This window comes from uncultured Dechloromonas sp., assembly GCF_945957265.1.
Classification (GTDB): Bacteria; Pseudomonadota; Gammaproteobacteria; order Burkholderiales; family Rhodocyclaceae; genus Azonexus.
This window is the reverse complement of record NZ_CAMFKO010000012.1, coordinates 56,887-82,212: the sequence shown is the minus strand read 5'-3', so window position 1 is coordinate 82,212 and position 25,326 is coordinate 56,887. Positions and strand designations below refer to the sequence as shown.

The following is a 25,326-nucleotide window of genomic DNA, read 5'->3' as shown; positions in this document are numbered from 1 at the left end:
ACCCAACCTGTCCGCCATGCAGTCTTCCGATTTTGAGCGCCGCGGCTTCGCGGCCGGCGTGCGCGAAGGCTTCGTCGCCTTCCTGCCGGTCTCGGTCGGGCTGATTCCATGGGCGCTGGTGGTCGGCATGGCGATGACCAGCGCCGGCTTCACCCCCCTCGAGGCGATGGGCATGAACATCATCGTCTTCGCCGGCACCGCCCAGCTCGGCACCCTGCCGCTGATCGCCGATCACGCCCCGCTGTGGCTGATCCTCGCCACCGGGCTGGCGCTCAACCTGCGCTTCCTGATCTTCAGCGCCGGCATCGCCCCCGGGTTTCGCGGCATCGGCACGGGCTGGCGCTGGCTGTGCGGGCACTTGCTGACCGACGGCAGCTTCGCCGTCTGCTACGACAAGCTGATGCAGGTCGACGACCCGCGCTGGCGCCTCGGCTTCTATCTGGTTACCGGCGTCTGGTCCTGGCTGTTGTGGCAGAGCTTCGCGCTGGCCGGCATCTTCGCCGCCGGCGTCATCCCGAAAAGCTGGTCGCTGGAATTCATGGCGACCATCGCGCTGATCGTGCTGCTGGTGCCGATGGCGAAGTCGCGCCCGATGCTCGTTGCCGCCCTGGTCGGCGGCGGCAGCGCCGTGCTGCTGCGCGGCATGCCGCTGCGTCTGGGCGTCGTCACCGCGATCTGCCTCGGCATCGCCGCCGGCTTTGCCGCCGAACACTGGCAGGAGAAAAAGAACGCATGAACGACCCCACGCTGTGGCTGATCTTCGTCCTGCTCGGGCTGGCCACCACCCTGCCCCGCGCCAGCTTCATCGTCCTCGGCAACCGCTTCAGCCTGCCGCCGACGCTGCAACGCGCGCTGCGCTACGCCCCGGCCGCGGCGCTGGCCGCCATCGTCGTGCCCGACGTGCTGACGGTCGGCGGCCACATCGCGCCGCTCAATCCCAAGCTCGCCGCCGCCGGCGCCGCCATCCTGGTCGCCGCCCGCTGGCGCAACCCCTGGCTGCCGTTCATTGCCGGCATGTCGGTGCTGCTCGGGCTGAAGGCGCTGCTGCCCGGTTGAGGATGCCTAGCGGCGCTGCTTCTTCTTGCCGCTATTATTGACCTGCGCCGGCGGCGCCACCTGATCCTGGCTGGCAAAGAAATGAGCCACGGCATCAAGATCTTCCAAGCTTTGCCCCTTGAACGCGTCGTCCTGCAAAAAACCAAATTTGCGTTTCCCGCCCACAAAAAGCCTGATTTGCTTCAACAAGTGCTGCAGGTCCTGGCCTGCCATGAGCGGCGCATCCTTGTCGGCCTCCCGGCCGTTGTCGCCGTGGCAATCGTTGCAGCGATTGCGAAACACGATCTCGCCCCGCGCCACTTTCTCCGGGTCCGCCTCCTGGATCGGACGCGTTGCCTTGATGGCTTGGTAGTAATGAGCGATGGCTGCCAGCTCGCTTTCCGGAAGCGACTCCGGTACGTGATTCGCCACCTCGGTCGGTAACCGCCCCTTCTGCAATTTCTTCATCGAAGCGAGCAGGTAACTGTCGAGTTGGCCGTTGAGATGGGGCATCGCCGGCTGTTTTGCGATGCCGTCCAGCCCGTGACAACGTGCACAATTGTTTTGTACGGTGGCCGGAACATCCTGAGCCAGTAGATTTCCGGAAAGGCAATACGCCAGACAGGCCAGCAAGCAACGAGCGCTTTTCATACACTCCCCCTTTTTAGGTGATCATTGATGGGCTATGCGAATAATAGCGATAATGCGAAAAATGCACAGCTAACGAGGTATTCGACAATGCTCCTTCGTAAAATATTCGCCCGATCGCTCATCGTGTCGGCCCTGCTAGCCTTCTCGGCGAGTCTCTGGGCAGAAGTTTCCCGCTACGAAGAGCCGATCCGCTACCGACGCGCCGTGATGACCATGGTCAAGCGACACTATGAGCAGGTATCCGCGATGGCCAAGGGAAAGATCCCGATGAATCGCGACGAACTGAATCGCCACGCGAATTATCTGGAGATGTTGTCGCGGGCCAGCATCGATGGCTTCGTCGCCGGATCGCACGAAGGCGACACCAAGGCAAAACCGGAAATCTGGCAGGATTGGCCGCATTTTCGGTCACAGGTGGAGAAATTCCAGGCCGACGCGACGCGCTTGAAGGAAGTGGCCCGCAGCGGCAACCCGGATAGCCTGAAAGGCGCCCTGGCCGACATGACGCGAACCTGCAAGAACTGCCACGACGATTTCAAGGCATCGTCGCTGGAGCGCTGACTTGGCTTGATACCCGTTGGCGGACTCGGGCCGAGATTTGCCCCCCCCAGCATGCCCGGCGACATGCACGTTTGTCGAATTTTCTTACACTCGACGCTCGCCAAAAAAATTTGCAAAAAACAATCCATTAAATTCAACAAATTACGAACATGGTGGAATATTTGCTTGTTTTTACTCACCTGCAACCAAGAAATTATTTGAACGGTGAGTGCCATGAAAAACCTTCTGCATAAAACCATCGCGATGACTGCACTGGCGCTGGCCTCACAAGCAGCCTTCGCCATCAACCTGCCGACCGGCCCCTGCAATGGCCAGAACTGCCTGCAGTTCACCGACTTCCAGGTCTATTCCCTGACGCTGCTGAATGGCGGCTCCTCCAACTCCGGCCCTTACGCGGTTTCCGCGACACCGGGCAGCATCAAGGACTATGTTGTCGTTGGAGTCAATAACGGCGGGCAGGCCCAAACAAACATTGCAGGCGTCGACAATGCTTACAACACGCCGTCGGCCAACAACATCAACACCTTCACCAACATGACCACGGATACCACCAATGGCCCGACCAGCGGTGACGGGAACAGTTGGCAGGCCAGCATCAACACCCTGGCCTCGCAGTTTGTTGGGAGCAAATTCGTCGGCTTCTTCGCCTTCAACGAAACGGGCACGCAGGGCGGAAGCTCCGCGACCAACCTGCTGGACGGCGGCCCCGATCTGCTCGTCTGGGCCAAGATAACCCTGGTTGATATCCAGAACACCCTCAACAACAAGTCGTTCTATCTCCAGCCGACAGGGTCCACGCTCAGCAACGACCCGCTGGCCAATCCGCTGCCGCCGTCCACGGCGACCGGTTTTGGCGATACCGGCCCCTGGGCTTACGTTCATGGCTCGATCTGCATGAACGGGTCTGTCTTTACCGGCTTCCCGGACGCCAACGGGGTTTGCACGCTCGGCCAACCGAAGGCCCAGACCAACACCGGTCAGAACAACGCCGCATTCGCGATCTACAACCAGGAAATCGACGACGAGATTCACAACAAGAATACGATTTTCGATGTCCTGCAAATCGACTGGCAGATGGCTTACATCAACGGCGGCGGCGAAACCGCCTGGGTGCAGCCATTTGGCACGCGCAACGACAACAACGCCCCCGAACCTGGCACGTTGGCACTGCTCGCCCTGGCGCTCATTGGACTCGGCGCTCGCGACAATCGGAAGAGCTGAAGCGTCTCCAGTCCGAATGCAAAAAGGCCGGGAAACTTCCCGGCCTTTTTTACGCCCCGGTCAGCGACCGGGGTCAGCAACGCGATCCTCAGGCCTTCTTGTGGCCTGCCAGACGCGTCCAGGTGTCGACCACGGTATCCGGGTTCAGCGAGATGCTGCTGATACCCTGATCCATCAACCATTCGGCCAGATCCGGGTGGTCGGACGGGCCCTGGCCGCAGATGCCGATGTACTTGCCGGCCTTGTTGGCAGCCGAGATGGCCATGGCGAGCAGCATCTTGACTGCCGGATCGCGCTCATCGAAGAGGTTGGCGACCAGGCCGGAGTCGCGGTCGAGGCCGAGGGTGAGCTGGGTCAGGTCGTTGGAACCGATCGAGAAGCCGTCGAAGACTTCCAGGAACTGCTCGGCGAGCAGCGCGTTGGACGGGATTTCGCACATCATGATCAGCTTCAGGTCGTTTTCGCCCTGCTTCAGGCCGTGGTCGGCCAGCAGCTCGACGACGGCCTTGCCTTCGCCGACGGTACGCACGAAGGGCACCATCAGTTGCACGTTGGTCAGGCCCATTTCTTCACGGACGCGCTTCATGGCGCGGCATTCCATTTCGAAGCAGTCTTCGAAGGTGTGCGCGATGTAGCGGGAAGCGCCGCGGAAGCCGAGCATCGGGTTTTCTTCTTCCGGCTCGTACAGCTCGCCGCCGAGCAGCTTGCGGTATTCGTTGGACTTGAAGTCGGAGAGGCGGACGATGACCGGGTTCGGCCAGAAGGCGGCGGCGATGGTGGACACGCCTTCGACCAGCTTCTCGACGAAGAAGTCCTTCGGCGAAGCGTAGCCGCGGGCACGGCGCTTGATTTCCTCGCGCTTCGAAGCCGGCAGGCGCTCGACGTCGAGGATGGCCTTCGGGTGGATGCCGATGACGTTGTTGATGATGAACTCGACGCGGGCCAGACCGACGCCGGCGTTCGGCAGCTGGGCGAATTCGAAGGCCAGTTCCGGGTTACCGACGTTCATCATGACCTTGACCGGGACGTCCGGCATGGCCGAGATGTCGCGGGTGGTGACTTCGAAATCGAGGCTGCCACGATAGACGTGGCCGGTATCGCCTTCGGTACAGCTAACCGTCACGACTTCGCCTTCGGTCAGGGTTTCGGTGGCGTCGCCGCAACCGACGATGGCCGGGATGCCCAGTTCGCGGGCGATGATCGCGGCGTGGCAGGTACGGCCGCCACGGTTGGTGACGATGGCGGAAGCGCGCTTCATCACCGGTTCCCAGTTCGGGTCGGTCATGTCGGCGACGAGCACGTCACCCGGCTTGACCTGGTCCATTTCCTTCGGGTCCTTGACGACGCGGACCGGGCCGACGCCGATCTTCTGGCCGATGGCGCGGCCGGAGGCGAGCACCTTGGAGAAGGACTTCAGCTTGAATTTTTCCTGCTTGCCGGCGGCGGCTTGCGACTGCACGGTTTCCGGACGGGCCTGGAGGATGTACAGCTTGCCGTCGACGCCGTCCTTGCCCCACTCGATGTCCATCGGGCGGCCGTAGTGCTTTTCGATGATCTGGGCGTAGCGGGCCAGTTCCATGACTTCCTCGTCATTGATCGAGAACTGGTGACGCAGGCTTTCCTCGACATCCTCGGTGATCGTGGACTTGCCGGCGACCTTCTCGGCGGCGAAGGTCATCTTGATCATCTTGGAACCGAGGTTGCGGCGCACGACGGCCTTCTTGCCGGCGTCGAGCATCGGCTTGTGCACGTAGAACTCGTCCGGGTTCACCGCGCCCTGGACGACGGTTTCGCCCAGGCCGTAGGAGGAAGTGACGAACACGGCATCGCGGAAGCCGGATTCGGTATCGAGCGTGAACATCACGCCGGCCGCGCCCTTGTCGGAGCGGACCATGCGCTGGATACCGGCGGACAGGGCGACGTCGGCGTGCAGGAAGCCCTTGTGCACGCGGTAGGAAATGGCGCGGTCGTTGTACAGGGAAGCGAAGACTTCCTTGATCGCGTGCATGATGTTTTCCAGGCCGACGATGTTCAGGAAGGTTTCCTGCTGGCCGGCGAAGGAAGCGTCCGGCAGGTCTTCGGCGGTGGCGGAAGAGCGCACGGCGAAGGACATGTCGGCGTTGGACTCGGCGACCAGGCGCTGGTACTGCTCGGTGATGGCGATGGTCAGGTCCATCGGGAACGGCGTGTCGATCACCCACTGGCGGATCTCGGCGCCGGTCTTGACCAGGGCGTTGACGTCCTCGACATCCAGCGCGTCGAGCGCGGCATTGATCTTGGCATCGAGGCCGGACTGGGCCAGGAACACGCGGTAGGCGTGGGCCGTGGTGGCAAAGCCGCCCGGCACGCGCACGCCGGTATCGGCCAGTTGCGAGATCATTTCGCCAAGCGACGAATTCTTGCCGCCGACTTGCTCGACGTCATTCATGCGCAGTTTTTCAAAGGGGATGACAAGCTGTTCCATGCAGAGGTCCTTTCGGGGTCGAATCTAGAAAATGAAAATCAGGAAGGGGTGAATTCGGTATTCAGGCGGCGCTCGGCCGTCTCGCGGCGGGCGACGGAACGCAGGGTCTGGGCCAGCGTCTCGCGCACGAAGTCGATGTGCGTCTCGGCGGCGGAACGTGCGGCCTGCGGCCGGTTCTCGCGAATGCCCTTGTAGATCGCCTCATGCTGGCTCATCAGCAGGCGGTTGGCGGCCGGCACGCTCTTCAGTTCGCCGAGGTTGAGGCGGATGTTGTCGTGCATCAGGCTGAGCAAGGCACCGGACAGATGGCCGATCAGCACATTGTGGGCGGCATCGCCGATAGCCTGGTGGAAGGCAATGTCGGCCTCCGAACGCTTCTGCGCATCATCGGACTCGAAAGCGCCCATCAGGGTGTTGAAAGTCTGGTCGAGGCGCTGCAGGTCGGCCTCGGTGGCCCGCTCGGCAGCCCATTCGGCAGCCTGGCCTTCGAGCATGCGACGGAATTCGAGCATGTCCTCGCGCAGGTTCGGGTGCTTGCCCATCATGTCCTGCCACGGGTCGGAAAAACTCGACTCCAGCACATCGGTTACATAGGTCCCGCCACCCTGGCGACTGGTCACCATGCCCTTCGAGGCCAGCTTCTGGATCGCTTCGCGCAGACTCGGCCGCGACACCCCCAGGTCGACCGCCAGTTCACGCTCCGGCGGCAGGCGGTCGCCGGGCTTCAGCGAGCCTTCGAGGATGCGCCGCTCCAGCGTGGAAGCGATGGCATCGGAAATGCGTGGAACCTGCAGCTTGCTCGGCATTGGTAAGACCACATTGATTGGTAAGACCAGCACATTCTAATCATCGATACGACAAAGTGCAAGCCTAGGGATTTCCCTATTCAGGATTGACTAAGTGCCGGTATTCACGCAAAATTTCGCCAAGACCAACAACTGGTCTTACCATTTGACCGGTAAAAAATTAACGGAGACAAGATGCATAGCCGATCTGCATATCCCACTGACGTCTATTTTTTCGCGACCTGCGTCGTAGACCAGTTCTTTCCCGGTGCCGGCATGGATGCAATCACCCTGCTCGAGCGCCAGGGCATCCGCGTGCATTTTCCGGAAGAGCAAACCTGCTGCGGCCAGCCGGCCTACACCAGCGGCTTCCCCGACGAAGCGCGCAAGGTGGCGGCGCTGCAGCTCACCCTGTTCCCCAACGACTGGCCGGTCGTCGTTCCCTCCGGCTCCTGCGCCGGCATGATGAAGCACCATTACCCCACGCTGTTCGCCGCCGACCCGGCGCGCAAGGCGGCGGCCGAGCACCTTTCGGCCCGCGTTTACGAACTGACCCAGTTCCTGGTCGAGGTGCTCAATTTCAAGCCAGAGGACTGCGGCGGCGACTGCACCGTCGTGCTGCACACCTCCTGTTCGGCACGCCGGGAAATGGGCGTTCACATCACCGGCAAAAAGCTGCTCGGCGATCTGGCCAAGGTCACCGTGGCGCAACAGGATCACGAATCCGAGTGCTGCGGCTTCGGCGGCACCTTCTCGGTCAAGCAGCCGGAAATCTCGGCCGCCATGGTCGAGGACAAGGTCAAGTCGCTCAAGGCGACCGGCGCCGAGCGCGTGGTCAGCGCCGACTGCGGCTGCCTGATGAACATTCTCGGCCACGCCGCCTGGAAGGACCAGCAGGCAGGCCTCTCGAAGCCCAGCCTGCCCGGCGAGCACATCGCCACCTTCCTGTTACGCCGCACCGCGAAGGAGTCCGCACAATGAGCGCCCGCGACCGTATCCTGGCCAAGCTGAAGGCCACCGCCCCGGCAACGGCCGGCGACCTGCCCGACGTGGCGGGCTGGTATGCCACGCACCGCGGCGAGGAAAGCACCGCCGACAAGGCCCGGCGCTTCCGCCACTTCATCGAACTGGCCCACGCCGAGGTCTATGCCGTGTCGCGCGGCGGCTGGTTGCAGAAGCTGTATGAAGTGCTCAGCGCCAAACAGATCGACAAGCTGCTGGTCGCCCCGGGCACGCCGCACGGCGCCCGCGCCCAGGGCGAACTGCCGGCGCTCGGCATCGCCTGCCCGAGTTACGACAAGCCCATCGAAAGCTGGAAAGCGGCGATGTTCAACGAAACGCCGGCCAGCTTCACCGCCGCCCGCGGCGCCATCGCCGAAACCGGCACGCTGATCCTGTGGCCGACACCCGACGAGCCGCGCCTGATGTCGCTGGTGCCGCCGGTCCACATCGTGCTGCTCGACGCCGCAAGCATCCACAACACCTTTTACGAAGCGATGCAGGCGGAAGGCTGGAAAGACGGCCTGCCGACCAACTCCCTGCTCATTTCCGGCCCCTCGAAAACCGCCGACATCCAGCAGACGCTGGCCTACGGCGCGCACGGCCCGAAGGAACTGATCGTGCTGATGATCGGAGACGAACAATGAACGCCCCGCAAACCCCGCACGCCCTGCACTTCATGCCTTCCGAGGGCTTCCGCGCCCGGGCCAAGGATGTCGTCGAGAACCCCTTCCTGCGCCAGAGCTTCCGCGGCGCCATGGATTTCCTGATGAGCAAGCGCGCCGCCCAGTTCCCCGACCCGGAGGAACTGGAAAGCCTGCGCCGCCTGGGCGAGCGCATCCGCCAGTACAACCTGGCCAAGCTGCCCGAACTGCTGGAAAAGCTCGAAGCCAACCTGACCCGCAACGGCATCAACGTGCACTGGGCCGAAACGCCGGAGGAGGCCAACGCCATCATCCTCGGCATCTGCCAGAAGCACTCGGCCAAGCTGATGGTCAAGGGCAAATCCATGGTCAGCGAGGAAATCGAACTGAACCATGCCGCCGAAGCGGCCGGCATCGGCGCGCTGGAGTCCGACATGGGCGAGTACATCGTCCAGCTGGCGCATGAAAAGCCGTCGCACATCATCATGCCGGCCATCCACAAGACCAAGGAGCAGATCGCCAAGCTGTTCCACGAGAACGTGCCGGGCGTCGAATACACCGACAACGTCGATGCGCTGATCCAGATCGGCCGCCAGGTCCTGCGCGAGAAATTCGAGATCGCCGACATCGGCCTGTCCGGCGTCAATTTCGCCGTCGCCGAGACCGGCACCCTGTGCCTGGTCGAGAACGAAGGCAACGGCCGCATGTGCACCACGGCGCCGCCGGTGCATATCGCCATCACCGGCATCGAGAAGATCGTCGAGAAGCTCGAACACGTGCCGCCGCTGCTCTCGCTGCTGACCCGCTCGGCCACCGGCCAGAACATCTCGACCTATTTCAACATGATCTCCAGCCCGCGCAAGCCGGGCGAGAAGGACGGCCCGGGCGAAGTGCACCTGGTGCTGCTCGACAACGGCCGCAGCCAGGCCTACGCCGACGAACAACTGCGCAAGACGCTGCAATGCATCCGCTGCGGCGCCTGCATGAACCACTGCCCGGTCTACACCCGCATCGGCGGCCACGCCTACGGCACCACCTATCCCGGCCCGATCGGCAAGATCATCTCGCCGCACATGCTGGGGCTGGAAGCGACGGCGACGATGGCCACCGCCTCGTCGCTGTGCGGCGCCTGCGGCGAAGTCTGCCCGGTGAAAATCCCCATTCCCGAACTGCTCATCCGCCTGCGCGAGGAATCCTTCACCGCCCCGCACGCCAACCCGGCGATGCGCGGCCAGGGCGCCGGCTACAGCGCGCGGATCTCGGCCGTCTGGCGCGCCTGGGGGGCTATCTACGGATCGCCCGCGCTGTACCGTGCCGCCTCCTGGCTGGCCAGCCGTTTCCGCTGGCTGACGCCGCGCAAGCAGGCCGGCTGGACGTCGGTCCGCACGCCCTTGCAGCCGGCACCCAAGCGCCTGCGCGACCTGATCAAGGAACGAAAACCCTAATCCCTCTTACCCGGAGCGCCGGTACCACCGGTCTCCGGGATTTTTTTGCCCGCTTTCGATGCCGCTCGCCACCGCAACTCCTCTATAAGACAGAAGAGAAATGAATGCTCTGATCCAAGCCCTTCAAGCCGCCCTGCCCGACCGCCAGGTGGTGACCGACGATCTCCGCCGTCTCGCCTACGGCACCGACGCCAGCTTCTACCGCCTGATCCCGCAGGTCGTCGCCATCATCGAGAACGAGGACGAGGCGCGCAGCGTGCTCGCCGCCGCCCGCCGGCACAACACGCCGGTGACCTTCCGCGCGGCCGGCACCAGCCTGTCCGGGCAGGCCCTGTCGGACGGCGTGCTGGCCCTCATCGGCGAAGGCTTCGCCACCTTCGCGCTGTCCGACGATGCCAGCCAGGTGCGCGTCGGCCCGGGCATGGTCGGCGGCGAGGTCAATCGCCGGCTGGCGCCGCTCGGCAAGAAGATCGGCCCCGACCCGGCCTCCATCGGCGCCGCCAAGATCGGCGGCATCGCCGCCAACAACGCCTCCGGCATGTGCTGCGGCACGGCGCAGAACAGCTACAAGACGCTGGCCGGCCTGCGCGTCATGCTCGCCGACGGCACCCTGCTCGATAGCGAAGACCCATCCAGCGTCGCCGCCTTCAAGCAGTCGCACGCCGCCCTGCTCGGCGAACTCGACATGATCGGCAAGGAGACGCGGGCCAACCCGACGCTGGCCAACCGCATCCGCCACAAGTTCAAGATCAAGAACACGACCGGCTACAGCCTCAACGCCCTGGTCGATTTCGAAGACCCGATCGACATCCTGGCCCACCTGATGATCGGCTCCGAGGGCACGCTCGGCTTCATGACGCGCATCACCTACCAGACCGTCGTCGAAGACCCGTGCAAGGCCTCGGCCCTGGTTTTCTTCCCGGACATCCGCTCGGCCTGCGAAGCGGTGATCCGCCTCAAGCCGCAGCCGGTCGCCGCCGTCGAACTGCTCGACCGCCCGGCCATCCATTCCGTCGAGAACAAGCCCGGCCTGCCGGCCATCATGCGCGAGCTGGGCGAAGAAGCCGCCGCGCTGCTCATCGAAGTCCGCTCGCCGAACCCGGCCGGCCTGCAGGAAAAGATCGCCGCCGTGCTCGCCGCCATGGACGGCATCGCCACCGTCGAGCCGGTGCAGTTCTCGACCGACCCGGCCACCTGCGACATGTACTGGAAGGTACGCAAGGGCACCTTCCCGGCTGTCGGCGCCATGCGCCGCACCGGCACCACGGTGCTGATCGAGGACGTCGCCTTCCCCATCGAATCGCTGGCCGACGCCACGCTCGACCTGCAGGCCCTGCTCCGCCACCACGGCTACCACGAAGGCATCATTTTCGGCCACGCGCTGGAAGGCAACCTGCACTTCGTGATCACCCAGGACTTCGGCGACAAGGCCGAAATCGACCGCTACGCCCGCTTCATGGACGACCTGTGCAAGCTGGTGGTCGACAAGTACGACGGCTCGCTGAAGGCCGAACACGGCACCGGCCGCAACATGGCGCCCTTCGTCGAGATGGAATGGGGCAAGGAAGCGACCGACCTGATGCGCCGCATCAAGGCCCTGTTCGACCCGCAAGGCCGCCTCAACCCGGGCGTCATCATCAACGACAACCCGCATGCCCACCTCGAGAACCTGAAGCCGATGCCGGCCGCCGAGGACATCGTGGACCGCTGCATCGAGTGCGGCTTCTGCGAACCGCTGTGCCCGTCGCACCGCCTGACGCTGTCGCCCCGCCAGCGCATCACCAGCGTCCGCGAACTGTCGCGCCGCGCCGCGGCCGGCGAGCACGCCGGAGAAGTCGGCGCCGCCTACGCCTACATGGGCCTCGACACCTGCGCCGGCTGCGGCATGTGCTCGACGGCCTGCCCGGTCGGCATCGACACCGGCGACCTGACCCGCCGCCTGCGCGGCCGCCAGCTGGGCGACACCGCCCGCAGCCTGCACCAATGGAGCGGCGAGCACTTCGGCACCTTTGCCGGCCTCACCCGGGCCGGCCTGGCAATCGGCCATGCCGTCTCCGGCGTGCTCGGCGACAAGCTGGTCAGCCGCGCCACCGGCGGCGCCTGGCGCAAGGACATGCCGCCGGCCGCCAAGGCGCCCACGCCGCGCACCGCCAAGGGCGACCCGGTGGTCTACTTCCCGACTTGCGGCGGCCGCATCTTCGGGCCGGCCGACAGCGCCGACAAGCAACTCGGCGACGTCGTCCAGGAAGTGCTGGTCCGCGCCGGCTACGCGCCCATCCTGCCGGAAGGCTTCGACAAGCTGTGCTGCGGCCAGATGCTGGCCAGCAAGGGCATGCTCGAGGAAGCAGAGGACATGTCGAACGTCCTGGAAGCCGCGCTGCTGAAGGCTTCCGACAACGGCCGCATCCCGGTCATCATGGATGCCAGCGCCTGCTCGACGCGCATGCAGAAGCACCTGGCCGGCCGCATCAAGCTCTACGACTTCCACGAATTCGCCCACGACGCCCTGCTGCCGCGCCTGATGATCACCAAGCAGCCCGGCCCGGTCGCCCTGCACGTCAATTGCAGCGTCAAGCGCACCGGCGCCGACGGCAAGCTGCGCGCCCTGCTCAAGGCCTGCGTCGAGGAAATCGTCGAACCATCCAGCACCACCTGCTGCGGCTTCGGCGGCGACCGCGGCTTCGCCGTGCCGGAACTGAACCGGCACGCCCTGCGCCACATTCACGACGAACTGCCGGCCAGCTGCGCCTGCGGCGTTTCCACCAACCGCACCTGCGAAATCGGCCTGACGGCCGAAACCGGCCGGACCTATCGTTCGGTGGCCTACCTGCTCGAAGCGTGCTCGCGCAAGGAGGACGCCATGGCCTGTTGAGGAGGGGGCAGCAAAAGAAATCCGGCCCCGAGCTGCGAACTCGGGGCCGGAAGAAGATGTGACAACTCTCGGTCGCCGCCAGGGATCGGCAAATCTTGCTGACGGCAACCTGACCATTTTTGTTATGAGGTGTATTGTATGACTTGGCAAATGAATGTCGACCCGCTCGGCAATATCGGCCTGTCCGCGCTGGTCGCGGCCATTCCCATCCTTTTCCTGTTCTGGGCGCTGGCCATCAAGCACATGAAGGGCCACTTCGCTGCCCTCGGCGGTACCGGCCTGGCCCTGCTGATCGCCGTTTTCGTCTATGGCATGCCGATGGAGCTGGCCGGCCTGGCCACCCTGTACGGTGGCGCCTTCGGCCTCTTCCCGGTGTGCTGGATCGTCATCACCGCCCTGTTCATCTACAACATGTCGGTGAAGACCGGCCAGTTCGAGGTCATCAAGAACTCGCTGGCCTCGATCTCCGATGACCGCCGCCTGCAGGCGCTGCTGATCGCCTTCTCCTTCGGCGCCTTCATCGAAGGCGCGGCCGGTTTCGGCACCCCGGTGGCGATTACCTCGGCGATGCTCGCCGGCCTCGGCTTCAACCCGCTGTACGCCGCCTCGCTCTGCCTGCTGGCCAATACCGCGCCGGTCGCCTGGGGCGCCATCGGCATCCCCATCGTCGTCGGCGGCCAGGTTGCCGGCATCCCCGACCTGGCACTGAGCCAGATGGTCGGCCGCACGCTGCCCATCCTGTCGGTTTTCGTGCCGCTCTACCTGGTCGTCCTGATGGCCGGCTGGAAGAAGGGCCTGGAAGTCTGGCCGGCCTGCCTGGTTTCCGGCGGCTCCTTCGCCATCGCCCAGTACTTCTCCGCCAACTCGCCGCTCACCGCCCCGCTGCTGCCGGACCTGATCGCCTCCATCGCTTCCATCGTCTGTACAGTCCTCTTCCTGAAGATCTGGCATCCGAAGGAAAGCTGGCACTTCGAGCACGAGCCGAAGCGTGAAGGCAAGGCCAAGCTGATGTACACCGGCGGCCAGGTCTTCCGCGCCTGGGCACCGTTCATCATCCTGTCGCTGTTCGTCTGCGCCTGGGGCATCAAGCCGGTCAACCAGGCCCTGGACCAGATCACCAAGACCGTCTTCGACTTCACCTTCCCGATCGCCGGCCTCGACAAGATGGTCATCGACCAGGTCGGCAAGGCCAAGCCGGCCGCCTACAAGTTCAACGTGCTGTCCGCTGCCGGCACCGCCATCCTGTTCGCCTGGTTCTTCTCCATCATCGTCATGGGCGCTTCGCTGAAGACCGCCGGCGGCGTTGCCCGCGACACCCTGAAGACCCTGAAGTGGCCGATCGTCACCATCGCCACCATCCTCGGCTTCGCCTACATCATGAACTTCTCCGGCATGGCGATCACGCTGGGTTACGCCGTCGCCACCACCGGCGTCGCCTTCCCCTTCTTTGCCGCGCTGCTCGGCTGGCTGGGCGTGTTCATGACCGGTTCCGACACCTCGACCAACGCGCTGTTCGGCAAGCTGCAGGCAGTCACCGCCGAAAAGCTGGGCATCGACCCGGTCATCGCGATGTCCGCCAACACCTGCGGCGGCGTGTGCGGCAAGATGATCTCGCCGCAGTCGATCTCGGTCGCCACCGGCTCGACCGGCATGGTCGGCCGTGAGTCGGAAATCTTCCGCTTCACCTTCAAGCACTCGATCGCCATGGCCTGTATCGTCGGCGTGCTGCACCTGCTGTGGGCCTACGTCTTCCCGGGCATCGTGCCGGCCTACGTCAAGCCGGTCGCCGCCGCTGCCGCTGCAGTCGCCGCCGGCGCCAAGGCCGCGATCAATCCGGACGGCCTGATGTGGCTGGGCATCTTCGTCGCCATCATCACCTGCGTCACGCTGCTGGCGCGCCGTCTCGGCGCCGATCTCGAAGCGCCGGTCGAAGGGCACGACGAAGTGCATTTCCACTAAGCGGAAAATATCGGTTCGGGGCCCGCCGGCCTCGAACCGATCCGCCGACCTGAGGATTTCCCTAACTGCGCCCAAGAGTCCGTCTTGGTACCTTTAGCCTGTTAAACATCTTTCCTAGGAGTATCGCCATGTACAAGAACATTATGGTCGCCATTGACGATAGCGAAACCTCGCGTTGCGCGCTGGCCGAAGCCAAGCACATTGCCAAGACCAGCCAGGCCAAGCTTTATATTGTCCATGTGGTCGATGAAGTCCTCCTCAGCATGCACGGCCACGCGATGATCGACATGGGCGAAGCCGACTCGGCCATCTCCAACCTGCGCCGCGCCGGGCAGTCGCTGCTCGACAGCGCCATGAAGGACGCCGGCGACATCAACGCCGAGGCGCTCCTGCTCGAAGCGCAAAAACGCCGCATCTCCGAAACCCTGGCCGACAAAGGCAAGGAACTGAACATCGACCTGATCGTCATCGGCCGCCACGGCCAGCGCGGCCTGGCCACGCTGATTCTCGGCTCGGTTGCCGAACAACTGGCTAAAATCTCGGATGCCTCCGTACTCCTCGTCAGGAAACACTAATGCCCCAGAACACGCTCGACACCAATAAGGACGAACCCCTTCGCCAAGATATCCGCCTGCTCGGCCGCATCCTCGGCGATACGGTACGCGAACAGGAAGGCGAAACAGTTTTTGACATTGTCGAGCGTGTCCGCCAGACGGCGGTGCGCTTCGCCCGCGACAACGATCCGGCCGCCCGCGCCGAACTCGCCGCCCTGCTCGACCCGCTGCCGCGCGACACCACGCAATCCGTCGTCCGCGCCTTTTCCTACTTCCTGCAACTGGCCAACATCGCCGAGGACGAGCACCACATCCGCCGGCGTCGCGCCCACGACCTGGCCGGCTCGCCACCGCGCGAAGGCAGCCTGGTCCACGCCCTCGACGCGCTGGCCGGCGCCAACGTGTCGCCGGACACCATCGCCGATTTCTTCGCCCACGCCCTGGTCGCCCCGGTGCTCACCGCGCACCCGACCGAAGTCCAGCGCCAGAGCCTGATCCGCAACCATCGCGACGTCGCCCGCCTGCTCGACCAGCGCGAGCGCCTGCAGATGACGCCGGACGAGGAAGCCGACAACGACCTCGCCCTGGCCAACGCCATCCTCACCCTGTGGCAGTCGCGCATGCTGCGCCCGGTCCGCCTCAAGGTCATCGACGAGGTGAAGAACGGCATCACCTACTTCAAGGAAACCTTCTTCACCGAGCTGCCGCGCCTCTACATCCAGGCCACGCAGCAGTTGCAGAAGCGCTATCCGGAAAAAACCTGGGCGCTGCCGCCCTTCTTCCGCGTCGGCTCCTGGATCGGCGGCGACCGCGACGGCAACCCCTTCGTGACCGCCGGCATCCTGCGCGAAGCCTTGCGCCTGCAATCGGCCGCCACGCTGAACCACTACCTCGAGGAAGTACATGAACTGGGCGGCGAACTGCCGCTCTCCGACCTGCTGGTCAAGGTCACGCCGGAACTGCTGGCCCTGGCCGAGCACTCGACCGATCATTCGCCGCAGCGTTCGGACGAACCCTACCGTCGCGCCCTGTCCGGCATCTACGCCCGCCTGGCCGCCACCGCCCGCTTCCTCGACGGCGTCGAGCCGGTCCGCCACGAAATCGGCAGCGCCGAACCCTACGTCACGCCGGATGCGCTGCGCGCCGATCTCAAGGTGCTCAACATCTCGCTCAAGCTGAACGGCAGCACCTCGCTGGCCGGCGGCCGCCTGCGCCGCCTGCTGCGCGCCGTGCAGGTCTTCGGCTTCCACCTGGCGCCGATCGACCTGCGCCAGAACTCCGACGTGCATGCCCGCTCGGTCGCCGAGCTGCTGGCCAAGGCCGGCCGTTGCGCCGACTACGAGGCGCTGCCCGAAGAGCGGCGCATCGCGCTGCTGATCGAGGAAATCGCCACCCCGCGCCCGCTCTATTCGCCGTACATCGCCTACAGCGAGGAAACCCGCGGCGAACTCGACATCTTCTTCGCCGCCCACGAACTGCGCGGCAAGTACGGCGCCGCCGCGCTGCCCAACTGCATCATCTCGAAGACCGACGGCGTCTCCGACCTGCTCGAACTCGCCCTGCTGCTCAAGGAATCGGGCCTCCTGCTGCCGGGCAGAAACCCCCGCCTCGACGTCAATATCATCCCGCTCTTCGAAACCATCGAGGACTTGCAGAAGAGCGCCGCCACCATGGACGGCATCTTCCAGCTGCCGGCCTACCGCGAACTGATCGCCGGGCGCGGCAACGAGCACGAAGTCATGCTCGGCTATTCCGACTCCAACAAGGACGGCGGCTTCCTGACCTCGGGCTGGGAACTGTACAAGGCCGAGATCGAGCTGACCCGCGTCTTCCAGCAGCACGGCGTCCGCCTGCGCCTGTTCCACGGCCGCGGCGGCTCGGTCGGTCGCGGCGGCGGCCCGACCTACCATGCCATCCTCGCCCAGCCGGCCGGTGCCGTGTCCGGACAGATCCGCCTGACCGAACAGGGCGAGGTGATCTCGACCAAGTACGGCAACCCGGACACCGGCCGCCGCAACCTCGAAGTGCTGCTCGCCGCCACGCTGGAAGCCAGCCTGACCGACCACGAGAACCAGATCGAGCCGGCCCAGCCCTTCCATGCCGTGATGGACGAACTGTCGTCGCGCGCCTTCAACGCCTATCGCGGCCTGGTCTATGAAACCCCCGGCTTCACCACCTACTTCCGCCAGTCGACCGTCGTTTCCGAGATCGCCTCGCTGAACATCGGCAGCCGCCCGGCCTCGCGCAAGGCCTCCGACCGCATCGAGGACCTGCGCGCCATCCCCTGGGTCTTCAGCTGGGCGCAGTGCCGCCTGATGCTGCCCGGCTGGTTCGGCTTCGGCTCGGCCGTCGACGGCTACCTGCAGGCCAATCCAGACGGCCTGGCGACCCTGCGCCGGATGCTCAAGTCGTGGCCCTTCTTCCGCACCCTGCTGTCGAACATGGACATGGTGCTGGCCAAGACCGACCTCGCCATCGCCTCGCGCTATGCCGAGCTGGTGGCCGATGCCGAATTGCGCGAGCGCATCTTCAGCCGCATCAAGGCGGAATGGGAGCTGACCTGCAGGCACCTGCTGGCCATCGAGGAGCAGGACGAACTGCTCGCCGACAACCCGATGCTGCGCAACTCGCTCAAGCTGCGCGCCCCGTACATGGACCCGCTGAACCACCTGCAGGTCGAGTTGCTCAAGCGCTACCGCGCCGGCGAAACCGACGAGCGCGTGGCCCGCGGCATCCACCTCGCCATCAACGGCATCGCCTCCGGGTTGCGCAACAGCGGTTAAAATCCCAGACCATGCCTACCCCCATCAAACGCACCGTATTTTTCGTCTCGGACGGCACCGGCCTGACCGTCGAAGCCCTGGGCCACAGCCTGATGACGCAGTTCGAGGATGTCGAATTCAAGCAGATTCGCATCCCCTTTCTCGACAACGTCGAAAAGGCGCAGGAAGCCGTGTCCCGGATCAACGCCCAGGGCGAAGCCGACGGCATGCGCCCGATCGTGTTCACGACGCTGGTCAATCCCGACCTGTCCGGCATCGTGCACCAGGCCGACGCCTTCTGCCTGTCCTACTTCGACTCCTTCCTGGCGCCGCTGGAGGCCGAACTGGGCCGGCAGTCGAACCACACCGTCGGCCGCTCGCACGGCTCGGCGGAAAGCTCCGAGTACAAGCAGCGCATCGAGTCGATCAACTACACGCTGGCCCACGACGACGGCATCACCGACCGCGACCTGGAAGAGGCCGATGTCATCCTGGTCGCCGTTTCGCGCTGCGGCAAGACGCCGACCTCGCTGTACCTGGCCATGCAGTTCGGCCTGAAGGCGGCCAATTTCCCGCTGATCCCGGAGGATTTCGACCGCGGCCGCCTGCCCGGCACGCTGGAAAAGCACCGCAGCAAGCTGTTCGGCCTGACCATCCAGCCGGAACGCCTGACCCAGATCCGCGAGGAACGGCGCGCCGGCAGCAAGTACGCCTCGCTGGCCAACTGCCGCTTCGAGGTCGCCGAAGCCGAGAAGATGATGCGCCGCGAAGGCATCCGCTGGCTCGACTCCTCCACCAAGTCGATCGAGGAAATCGCGACGACCATCCTGCAGGAACTGAAGCTGCGCTGAGCGAGCCAAGGCTGGCTGGCAGCAGGCCAAACGGCGCCATCACCGGCGCCGTTTTTTCGTGCGCGAAACCGTGGCGAGGCGATCAGAACAGCGTCGTCACGCGTACCCAGGCATCGGGCAGCATGGCCAGTACCCGGGCTTCCAGCCATTTGTCGGCGCCGCTCAGGATAGCCACGCCGGTGGCCAGGATCAACAGCCCGAAGGCCTTCTTGATGCCGTCGATCCGCTTCAGCACCCAGCCCCTCGCCGCATTGAACCCCTGCCGCGAGGCGTAGGCGACGGCAACCAGCGGGATGGCCGCCCCAATCCCGAACAGCCCGAGCACGATGCCGCCGCGCGCCGCGCCGCCTTCGCTGGCAACCAGCGTCAGCGCCGAAGCCAGGAGCGGCCCGGAACAAGGGCTCCAGACCAGGCCGAGAGCCGCGCCAAGCAGCAGCGCGCTACCCGGCGAGCCGCCGTCCAGCCTGGCCGAGACGCCGTGGGCACGCGAGGCGATGGGCGCCAGCCACTGCGTGAAGCGTTCATTGAGAACGGGAACGAGCATCGCCAGGCCGAAAACGATCAACATCCAGGCTCCGGCCAGGCGCACGCTCTCCGCATCGATATCGAGCGCCGGTCCCAGCGCGCCAAGGAAAATACCGATCAGGGCGAACGAGACGGCCATGCCCAGGCCCATGGCCAGCGGCGCCAGACGGTTGTTCTGCACCGCCCCGCCGACCACCAGCGGCAACAACGGAAAGATGCAGGGCGACAAGGTGGTCAGGCTGCCAGCCAGCACGCTGAGTCCCAGATGGCCGAAGGAAATATCCATGGCCCGCTACCGGGCGCTGCCGAGCGCGCCGGCCAGCGCCCTGGGATCGGTATCGCCGGCCAGTCGCGCCGTTTCGGCCTTGCCCTTGAAGACGATCAGGGTGGACTGGCTGCGCACGCCCAGGCGCTTCCTCAACTCGCGCTCGTTGTCGTAATTGACGACCAGCAAGGTGCCGGGCACCGCCGGATCGCCTTTCCAGCCATTGAAGACCTTTTCCTGCGCACGGCAGGTAGGACACCAGTCGGCGTGGAAATGCAGGGCCACCGCTTGGCCTGCCTCCTGCAGGTCGGCCAGGGCCAGCGCCGAATAGGGTTTTATTTCCAGGGCCGCGGCCAGATTGGCCGATGCCAGCAGCGCGACCGCCAGCAGGGATTTGAAGAGGGTCATCAGGATTCTCCGCAAGAAAAGACACAGCGTCGACCATCAGTCGCTGGCGGCGCGGATTTCTTACAGTCGCGTCGGGTCGGGCTTGCTCAGGCCCGGCGGCCGGCGCCTTCCTCGTCCGGCGTCCGGGACAGCGCCCGGGAAAGGGCCGACGAACTGGCGTACCCGGATTCCCGGGCGGCCCTCTTCAAGCCGTGCCCGGCGGCCACGGCGGATCGCGCGATGGCCAGGCGCAACATCCCGAGATACTTGCCGGGCGTCTGATTCATGGCATCCCGAAATGCGTTGGCAAAGGCCGTGCGGGACATGCCGGCCTCGGCCGCCATCCGCTCCAGCGTCCACGCCTCCTGCGGCACGCTGTGCAGGGCCACCAGCGATCGCGCAATGCGCGGGTCGGCCAGTCCGTTGAACAGGCCGCGGCCGGTGGCGGGATGGGCGACGAGGTGGCGCAGAAGGCCGATGAACAGAATGTCGCCGGCCCGGTTGAGCAGCGCCGGCTGACCGCAACGCGGCATCGCCAGTTCGGACGAAATCAGCGCGACGGCCTGGCTCAGGGCCGTGTCGGTCTGCGCCAGGGAGAGGACGACCGCTTCGGCGAATTCGTTGAAGAGCAGCACGCCGGCCGGGCCTTCGACAAACACCTTGGCACGCACCAGGTGCCCAAGCCCCTCTTCGCCGACAGCGGACAGGTGATGCGCGAGGTCCGAACGGCAAACGACGAGCGACGGGGCAGCAATGCGGCGCGCGGCGTTCGGCCCGGTCAACACGGCGTCGCCCCGGGTCAGCAGGTAGAGCTCCAGGCAGCGCGTCGCCGAGGCGGTGGGCTCCGGGCATTCGGCCCGGATCAGTTCAACCCGTGGCGCCAGGGCTTCAAGCAAGGCGGACAGGCGGTCAAGGCGGGAGGAAACAGACATGTTTGTACGATCTGCAAATAATTCTGAACAAAATACAACCAGTAGTCCATCACACTGCACCATGAAGGTCAAGAAGCCGGATTGCTCATCGCCTCGCGACCCCTTCATTCACCGCCACCACCCCAAGGAAATCCGATGAACGCACAAGCCCTCATGCCCCGCACGCCCGTTCCGGCCCTCAACGTCCCGCTCACCACCGGGGGACGTTTCGTCCTCGGCGCCAAGCCCGGGGAACGCTTCGACCTGATCGTGTTTTATCGCGGCCTGCATTGCCCGATCTGCGCCAAATACCTGCTGGAGCTGGAAAGGCTGACCCCGGAATTCAACAAGCGCGGGGTCCAGGTCCTCGCCGTCAGCAGCGACAACCAGGAGCGCGCCGTGGCGATGGCGGAAAAGGTCCATGCCACGGCCCTGGCGTTCGGATATGGCCTGACGCTGCACAGCGCCCGCCAGTGGGGGCTCTATATCAGCGCATCGCGCGGAAAGACCTCGATCGGGCTGGAGGAGCCCGCCTTGTTCAGCGAACCCGGGGTCTTCCTTGTCCGGCCGGACGGGACGCTGTACTACGGCGCGGTGCAGACCATGCCCTTCGCCCGCCCGCAATTCGCGGACCTTCTCGGCGCCATCGATTTCGTCGTCGCCAACGATTATCCGGCGCGCGGCGAGTACGCCAACAGCCTGTGATTCCGGGCGGCAGCGCCGGCCCGACAGCAATTCAGGCCAGGCGTCGGCGCACCGCCTCGAACAGGCAGACCGCTGCGGCGGCGGCGACGTTGAGCGACTCCACGGCACCCGGCATCGGTATCCGAATGCGCAAGCGGGCGGCTTCGATCAAGGGCTGGCTGACCCCCTGCCCCTCGGCGCCGAACACCCAGGCGACAGGCCCGGACCAGGCAGCCGCGTAGAGCGAGGTGGCGCCATCGAGGCAGGTGACCGCGGTGGTTCCGGCATAGCCGGCCATCGTCGCCAGGAGATCGACATCCTCGTGGATGTCCAGCGCGAAGTGGGCGCCCTGCCCGGCGCGCAGCACCTTGGGCGCCCAGGCCGAGGCACAGCCAGGGGAGAGCACGGCCTGTCGGATGCCGGCGGCAGCGGCCGTGCGCAGCAAGGTACCGAGATTGCCCGGGTCCTGCACGCCGTCGAGCAGGATGGCGTCGCGATCCGGGCGAAAACCTTCCCTGGCGGCCGGTATCGGCGCCATCGCCAGCAGGCCGCTCGGCGTATCGACCAGGCCCAGGTCGCGCATCAGGGCATCCGCCAGCACGACAACTTCCCGGCCGGCGGCATAGTCGGCCACCTCGCCGCTGGCCGCCGATTCGGCGACGATCAGGGTGTCCAGGCGACCGAAGGCATCCTCGTAGGCCTGGACGAGATGCACGCCATCGAGCAGCGTCAGGCCCGCCTTGCGCCGCTCGCGCCCGGATTCAGCCAGCTTCCTGAGCTGCTTGAACAAGGCGTTGTCGCGCGACTGTATGAATTTCACAGCAGGGAAAGTTGCCGCGCCACCGGCCCGAAGCTCGTGCGATGCACCGGCGACGCGCCATGCGCCTCCAGCGCGGCAACGTGCGCGGCCGTGGGATAGCCCATGTGGCGGTCGAAACCGTATTGCGGATAGGTCGCATGCAAGGCCAGCATGCCGGCATCGCGAACGGTCTTGGCCAGGATGGAGGCGGCGGCGATCGACGCAATCTTGCCGTCGCCCTTGACCACGGCTTCGGCCGGGATATCGAGACGGGGACAACGATTGCCGTCGACCAGCGCGCGCTCAGCCTTGGGCGCCAGGCCGGCCACCGCGCGCTGCATGGCCAGCATCGTCGCATGCAGGATGTTGAGGCGGTCGATCTCCTCGACCGTCGCCTCGGCAACGCACCAGGCCAGCGCGTTTTCGCGGATCAGCACGGCCAGCGCGTCGCGCCTTTTTTCGCTCAGCTTCTTGGAGTCGTTCAGGCCGGCGATGGGGCGGGCCGGATCGAGAATGACGGCGGCGGCCACCACGGGGCCGGCCAGCGGCCCCCGCCCGGCTTCGTCAATGCCGCAGACGAGTCCCTCGGGAACGATCAGTTCAGGCATGCGACAACCGCCCGCGCAGCCTTGTCGGCCGTGTTCTGGCGCAGTTGCAGATGGATGTCGGTAAACGCCTCTTCGACGGCTTCGGCGTTTTCCTTGTCGCCATACAGCTTGACCAGCGCTTCGGCGAGATTCTCCGGCGTCGCCTCGTCCTGAATGATTTCGGGCACGACAAAACGCCCGGCCAGCACGTTGGGCAGGCCGACATACGGCAGGTAGGCCATCCGCTTCATCAGCCAGTACGAGAACCGGGCGATCTTGTAGGTGATGACCATCGGGCGCTTGATCAGCGCCGCCTCCAGCGTCGCAGTGCCGCTGGCGACCAGCGACACGTCGGCCGCGCCGAGAGCATCCTGGGCATGGCCGAAAAGCAGGCGGAACGGCACGTCGCCAGCCTGTTGCCGATAGATGGCGGCCTCGAACTGCAGCCGCGTCTCGCGGGTGGCCAGCGGCACGACGAAGATGGCGTGCGGCAGATGGCGCTCGCGGATGATCCTGGCCGTCTGCACGAAGGTGTCGGCCATCATCTCCAGTTCGCCGCGACGGCTGCCCGGCAGCATGCCAAAGACCGGGTAGTCCCTGGGCAGCGAGAGCTTTTCGCGGACGGCGACCTTGCTCGTTTCCAGCGGAATGATGTCGGCCAGCGGATGCCCGACGTAAGTCACCGGAATCCGCTCCTTCTCGTAGAGCGGCGGTTCCATCGGGAACAGCGCCAGCACGCGGTTGACGGCACGGGCGATTTTCTTGATGCGCCCGCCGCGCCACGCCCAGATCGACGGGCTGACGTAGTGGATGGTGGGCACGCCGGCCGCCTTGAGGTCGGTTTCCAGCCCCAGGTTGAAATCCGGCGCATCGACGCCGATGAACACGTCCGGGCGCAGTTCGAGCAGACGCTTCTTCAGCTGGCGGCGAATACCGGCGATTTCCCGGTAATGCTTCAGGGCATCCCAGTAACCCATGACCGACAGCTTGTCCATCGGCCACCAGGCATCGAACCCTTGCGCCTGCATCTTGGGCCCGCCGATGCCGTAGAAGACGGCATCCGGCAAATGCTGTTTCAGGGCCGCGATCAGGTGGCTGGCCAGGAGATCCCCGGAGGCCTCCCCGGCCACCACGGCAATTCTGACTGCTTTACCCATGTCAACGAATGATGCCGCGCTTGGAGACCTCGAGGAAATCGACGAAACGCTGAACATCCGGCTGGGTCTTGGCGTCTTCGACCAGCTTGGCCTTGGCCTCTTCGAGCAGCAGCCCCGATTTGTAGAGGGTCCGGTAGGCGCGCTTGAGCGAGGTGATCGCGTCGGCGTTGAAACCGCGTCGCTTCAGGCCCTCGACGTTGATGCCGTAGGGCTGGGCCGTATTGCCGGCCGCCATCAGATAGGGCGGGACGTCCTGGAGAATGACGGTGCTGACCGCCGTCATGACGTGCGCGCCGATGCGGCAGAACTGGTGAACGCCGGTAAAACCGCCGAGAATCGCCCAGTCGTCGACCACGACATGCCCCGCCAGCGAGGCGTTGTTGGCAAAGGTGACCTTGTTGCCGACCTGGCAATCGTGGGCGATATGCACATAGGCCATGATCCAGTTGTCGTCGCCGATCGAGGTCACGCCCCGATCCTGAACGGTGCCCAGATTGAAGGTGCAGAATTCGCGGATGGTGTTGCGGTCGCCGATTTCCAGGCGGGTCGGTTCGCCGGCGTATTTCTTGTCCTGCGGCACCTCGCCGAGCGAACAGAACTGGAAGATGCGATTGTCGCGACCGATCCGCGTATGGCCGCGAATCACGCAATGCGGGCCGATGACGGTGTTGTCGCCGATCTCGACATGGGGACCGACGATCGTATAGGGGCCGATCTCGACGTTGGCACCGATCCTGGCGCCCGGATCGACAATGGCAGTGGGATGGATCATGTCACAGGTCCCGCTTGGCGCACATCAGGCGGGCCTCGGCCGCCAGTTGGCCATCGACCCGGGCTTCGCCCTTGAACTTCCAGATGCCGCGCATCTGGCGCTCGATCTCGACATGCAGATGCAGCTGGTCGCCCGGCATCACAGGCCGCTTGAAGCGGGCATCGTCGATACCGGCAAAGTAGAAGACATCGCTTTCGGTCGGCTTCTTGCCTTCGGTCTTGAACGACAGGATGCCGGCCGCCTGGGCCAGCGCTTCCATGATCAGCACGCCCGGCATGACCGGGTGATGCGGGAAATGGCCGACAAAGAAGGGCTCGTTGATGGTCACGTTCTTGTAGGCGTGAATCGACTTGCCGGGAACAACTTCCACCACGCGGTCGATCAGCAGGAACGGGTAGCGATGCGGCAAATGATCAAGAATCTCATGGATATCCAT

24 protein-coding genes are annotated in these 25,326 nt (G+C 65.1%); 13 read left to right on the top strand and 11 right to left on the bottom strand.

Features of this window, described 5'->3' with window-relative positions; translation table 11 throughout:
• The first annotated feature begins 16 nt into the window (after positions 1–16).
• Together Q0P59_RS08585 and Q0P59_RS08580 are read left to right on the top strand one after the other, a co-directional pair.
• Positions 17–736: an AzlC family ABC transporter permease gene (locus Q0P59_RS08585; RefSeq protein WP_295005606.1), complete on the top strand. Its 720-nt coding sequence runs from the start codon at positions 17–19 to the stop codon at positions 734–736.
• A complete protein-coding gene (locus Q0P59_RS08580; RefSeq protein ID WP_295005604.1) occupies positions 733–1,056 on the top strand; it encodes an AzlD domain-containing protein in 324 nt (107 codons plus the stop codon). The genes Q0P59_RS08585 and Q0P59_RS08580 overlap by 4 nt, the downstream gene beginning before the upstream one ends.
• 6 nt (positions 1,057–1,062) lie before the next feature.
• Here Q0P59_RS08580 and Q0P59_RS08575 read toward each other — a convergent pair whose 3' ends face one another.
• A complete protein-coding gene (locus Q0P59_RS08575) occupies positions 1,063–1,686 on the bottom strand; it encodes a c-type cytochrome (RefSeq protein WP_295005602.1) in 624 nt (207 codons plus the stop codon).
• A gap of 123 nt (positions 1,687–1,809) precedes the next feature.
• Here Q0P59_RS08575 and Q0P59_RS08570 point away from each other — a divergent pair, with 123 nt between their 5' ends.
• Both Q0P59_RS08570 and Q0P59_RS08565 read left to right on the top strand, forming a co-directional pair.
• On the top strand, positions 1,810–2,247 hold the full coding sequence (locus Q0P59_RS08570; protein WP_295005600.1) for a cytochrome c: 438 nt from the start codon (positions 1,810–1,812) through the stop codon (positions 2,245–2,247).
• Positions 2,248–2,460: 213 nt separating this feature from the next.
• A complete protein-coding gene (locus tag Q0P59_RS08565; protein WP_295005598.1) occupies positions 2,461–3,468 on the top strand; it encodes a PEP-CTERM sorting domain-containing protein in 1,008 nt (335 codons plus the stop codon).
• Positions 3,469–3,556: 88 nt separating this feature from the next.
• Here the strand turns inward: Q0P59_RS08565 and ppsA are convergent, their stop codons facing one another.
• Together ppsA and Q0P59_RS08555 are read right to left on the bottom strand one after the other, a co-directional pair.
• Positions 3,557–5,932, bottom strand: coding sequence for a phosphoenolpyruvate synthase (gene ppsA / locus Q0P59_RS08560; protein ID WP_295005596.1), 2,376 nt, complete (start codon positions 5,930–5,932; stop codon positions 3,557–3,559).
• A 38-nt stretch (positions 5,933–5,970) separates the two neighbouring features.
• Positions 5,971–6,738, bottom strand: coding sequence for an FCD domain-containing protein (locus Q0P59_RS08555; protein ID WP_295005594.1), 768 nt, complete (start codon positions 6,736–6,738; stop codon positions 5,971–5,973).
• Positions 6,739–6,912: 174 nt separating this feature from the next.
• Between Q0P59_RS08555 and Q0P59_RS08550 the strand changes: the two genes are divergently transcribed.
• The 8 genes from Q0P59_RS08550 (at position 6,913) to Q0P59_RS08515 (ending at position 18,803) form a co-directional block, all read left to right on the top strand.
• Positions 6,913–7,698: a (Fe-S)-binding protein gene (locus Q0P59_RS08550; protein WP_295005592.1), complete on the top strand. Its 786-nt coding sequence runs from the start codon at positions 6,913–6,915 to the stop codon at positions 7,696–7,698.
• Positions 7,695–8,363 (top strand): lactate utilization protein C, encoded by a 669-nt coding sequence (locus Q0P59_RS08545; RefSeq protein ID WP_295005590.1) that lies wholly within the window; start codon positions 7,695–7,697, stop codon positions 8,361–8,363. The genes Q0P59_RS08550 and Q0P59_RS08545 overlap by 4 nt, the downstream gene beginning before the upstream one ends.
• Positions 8,360–9,805: a LutB/LldF family L-lactate oxidation iron-sulfur protein gene (locus Q0P59_RS08540; protein WP_295005587.1), complete on the top strand. Its 1,446-nt coding sequence runs from the start codon at positions 8,360–8,362 to the stop codon at positions 9,803–9,805. The genes Q0P59_RS08545 and Q0P59_RS08540 overlap by 4 nt, the downstream gene beginning before the upstream one ends.
• A 100-nt stretch (positions 9,806–9,905) precedes the next feature.
• Positions 9,906–12,677 carry an FAD-binding and (Fe-S)-binding domain-containing protein gene (locus tag Q0P59_RS08535; RefSeq protein WP_295005585.1) on the top strand — a complete coding sequence of 924 codons (2,772 nt, stop codon included), beginning with the start codon at positions 9,906–9,908 and terminating at the stop codon, positions 12,675–12,677.
• Positions 12,678–12,815: 138 nt separating this feature from the next.
• On the top strand, positions 12,816–14,636 hold the full coding sequence (locus Q0P59_RS08530) for a lactate permease LctP family transporter (protein ID WP_295005583.1): 1,821 nt from the start codon (positions 12,816–12,818) through the stop codon (positions 14,634–14,636).
• Between the two features lie 128 nt (positions 14,637–14,764).
• Positions 14,765–15,211: a universal stress protein gene (locus tag Q0P59_RS08525; protein WP_295005581.1), complete on the top strand. Its 447-nt coding sequence runs from the start codon at positions 14,765–14,767 to the stop codon at positions 15,209–15,211.
• Complete coding sequence (ppc, locus tag Q0P59_RS08520; RefSeq protein WP_295005579.1) at positions 15,211–17,973, top strand: phosphoenolpyruvate carboxylase; 2,763 nt, start codon at positions 15,211–15,213, stop codon at positions 17,971–17,973. Before Q0P59_RS08525 ends, ppc begins: the two co-directional genes overlap by 1 nt.
• A gap of 11 nt (positions 17,974–17,984) precedes the next feature.
• On the top strand, positions 17,985–18,803 hold the full coding sequence (locus tag Q0P59_RS08515; RefSeq protein WP_295005577.1) for a pyruvate, water dikinase regulatory protein: 819 nt from the start codon (positions 17,985–17,987) through the stop codon (positions 18,801–18,803).
• Between the two features lie 82 nt (positions 18,804–18,885).
• On the opposite strand, the gene Q0P59_RS08510 is transcribed toward Q0P59_RS08515, so the two are convergent.
• From Q0P59_RS08510 to Q0P59_RS08500, 3 genes are all read right to left on the bottom strand, one after another.
• Positions 18,886–19,614, bottom strand: coding sequence for a cytochrome c biogenesis CcdA family protein (locus tag Q0P59_RS08510; RefSeq protein ID WP_295005575.1), 729 nt, complete (start codon positions 19,612–19,614; stop codon positions 18,886–18,888).
• Between the two features lie 6 nt (positions 19,615–19,620).
• Positions 19,621–20,001 carry a thioredoxin family protein gene (locus Q0P59_RS08505; protein WP_295005573.1) on the bottom strand — a complete coding sequence of 127 codons (381 nt, stop codon included), beginning with the start codon at positions 19,999–20,001 and terminating at the stop codon, positions 19,621–19,623.
• An 86-nt stretch (positions 20,002–20,087) separates the two neighbouring features.
• Positions 20,088–20,912, bottom strand: a complete 825-nt coding sequence (locus Q0P59_RS08500) for a cupin domain-containing protein (RefSeq protein ID WP_295005571.1) — start codon at positions 20,910–20,912, stop codon at positions 20,088–20,090.
• Positions 20,913–21,047: 135 nt separating this feature from the next.
• Here Q0P59_RS08500 and Q0P59_RS08495 point away from each other — a divergent pair, with 135 nt between their 5' ends.
• Entirely contained in the window at positions 21,048–21,596 is a 549-nt protein-coding gene (locus Q0P59_RS08495) for a peroxiredoxin-like family protein (protein WP_295005569.1), read from the top strand.
• A gap of 31 nt (positions 21,597–21,627) precedes the next feature.
• On the opposite strand, the gene Q0P59_RS08490 is transcribed toward Q0P59_RS08495, so the two are convergent.
• From Q0P59_RS08490 to fabZ, 5 genes are read right to left on the bottom strand one after another with little or no spacing between them, the layout of a single operon-like run.
• Positions 21,628–22,395 carry an RNA methyltransferase gene (locus Q0P59_RS08490; RefSeq protein WP_295005566.1) on the bottom strand — a complete coding sequence of 256 codons (768 nt, stop codon included), beginning with the start codon at positions 22,393–22,395 and terminating at the stop codon, positions 21,628–21,630.
• Positions 22,392–22,982 (bottom strand): ribonuclease HII, encoded by a 591-nt coding sequence (gene rnhB / locus Q0P59_RS08485; RefSeq protein ID WP_295005564.1) that lies wholly within the window; start codon positions 22,980–22,982, stop codon positions 22,392–22,394. Before rnhB ends, Q0P59_RS08490 begins: the two co-directional genes overlap by 4 nt.
• Positions 22,970–24,118 (bottom strand): lipid-A-disaccharide synthase, encoded by a 1,149-nt coding sequence (lpxB, locus tag Q0P59_RS08480; protein ID WP_295005562.1) that lies wholly within the window; start codon positions 24,116–24,118, stop codon positions 22,970–22,972. Before lpxB ends, rnhB begins: the two co-directional genes overlap by 13 nt.
• A gap of 1 nt (position 24,119) precedes the next feature.
• Entirely contained in the window at positions 24,120–24,890 is a 771-nt protein-coding gene (lpxA, locus tag Q0P59_RS08475) for an acyl-ACP--UDP-N-acetylglucosamine O-acyltransferase (RefSeq protein WP_295005560.1), read from the bottom strand.
• A gap of 1 nt (position 24,891) precedes the next feature.
• Positions 24,892–25,326, bottom strand: a complete 435-nt coding sequence (gene fabZ / locus Q0P59_RS08470; RefSeq protein ID WP_295005558.1) for a 3-hydroxyacyl-ACP dehydratase FabZ — start codon at positions 25,324–25,326, stop codon at positions 24,892–24,894.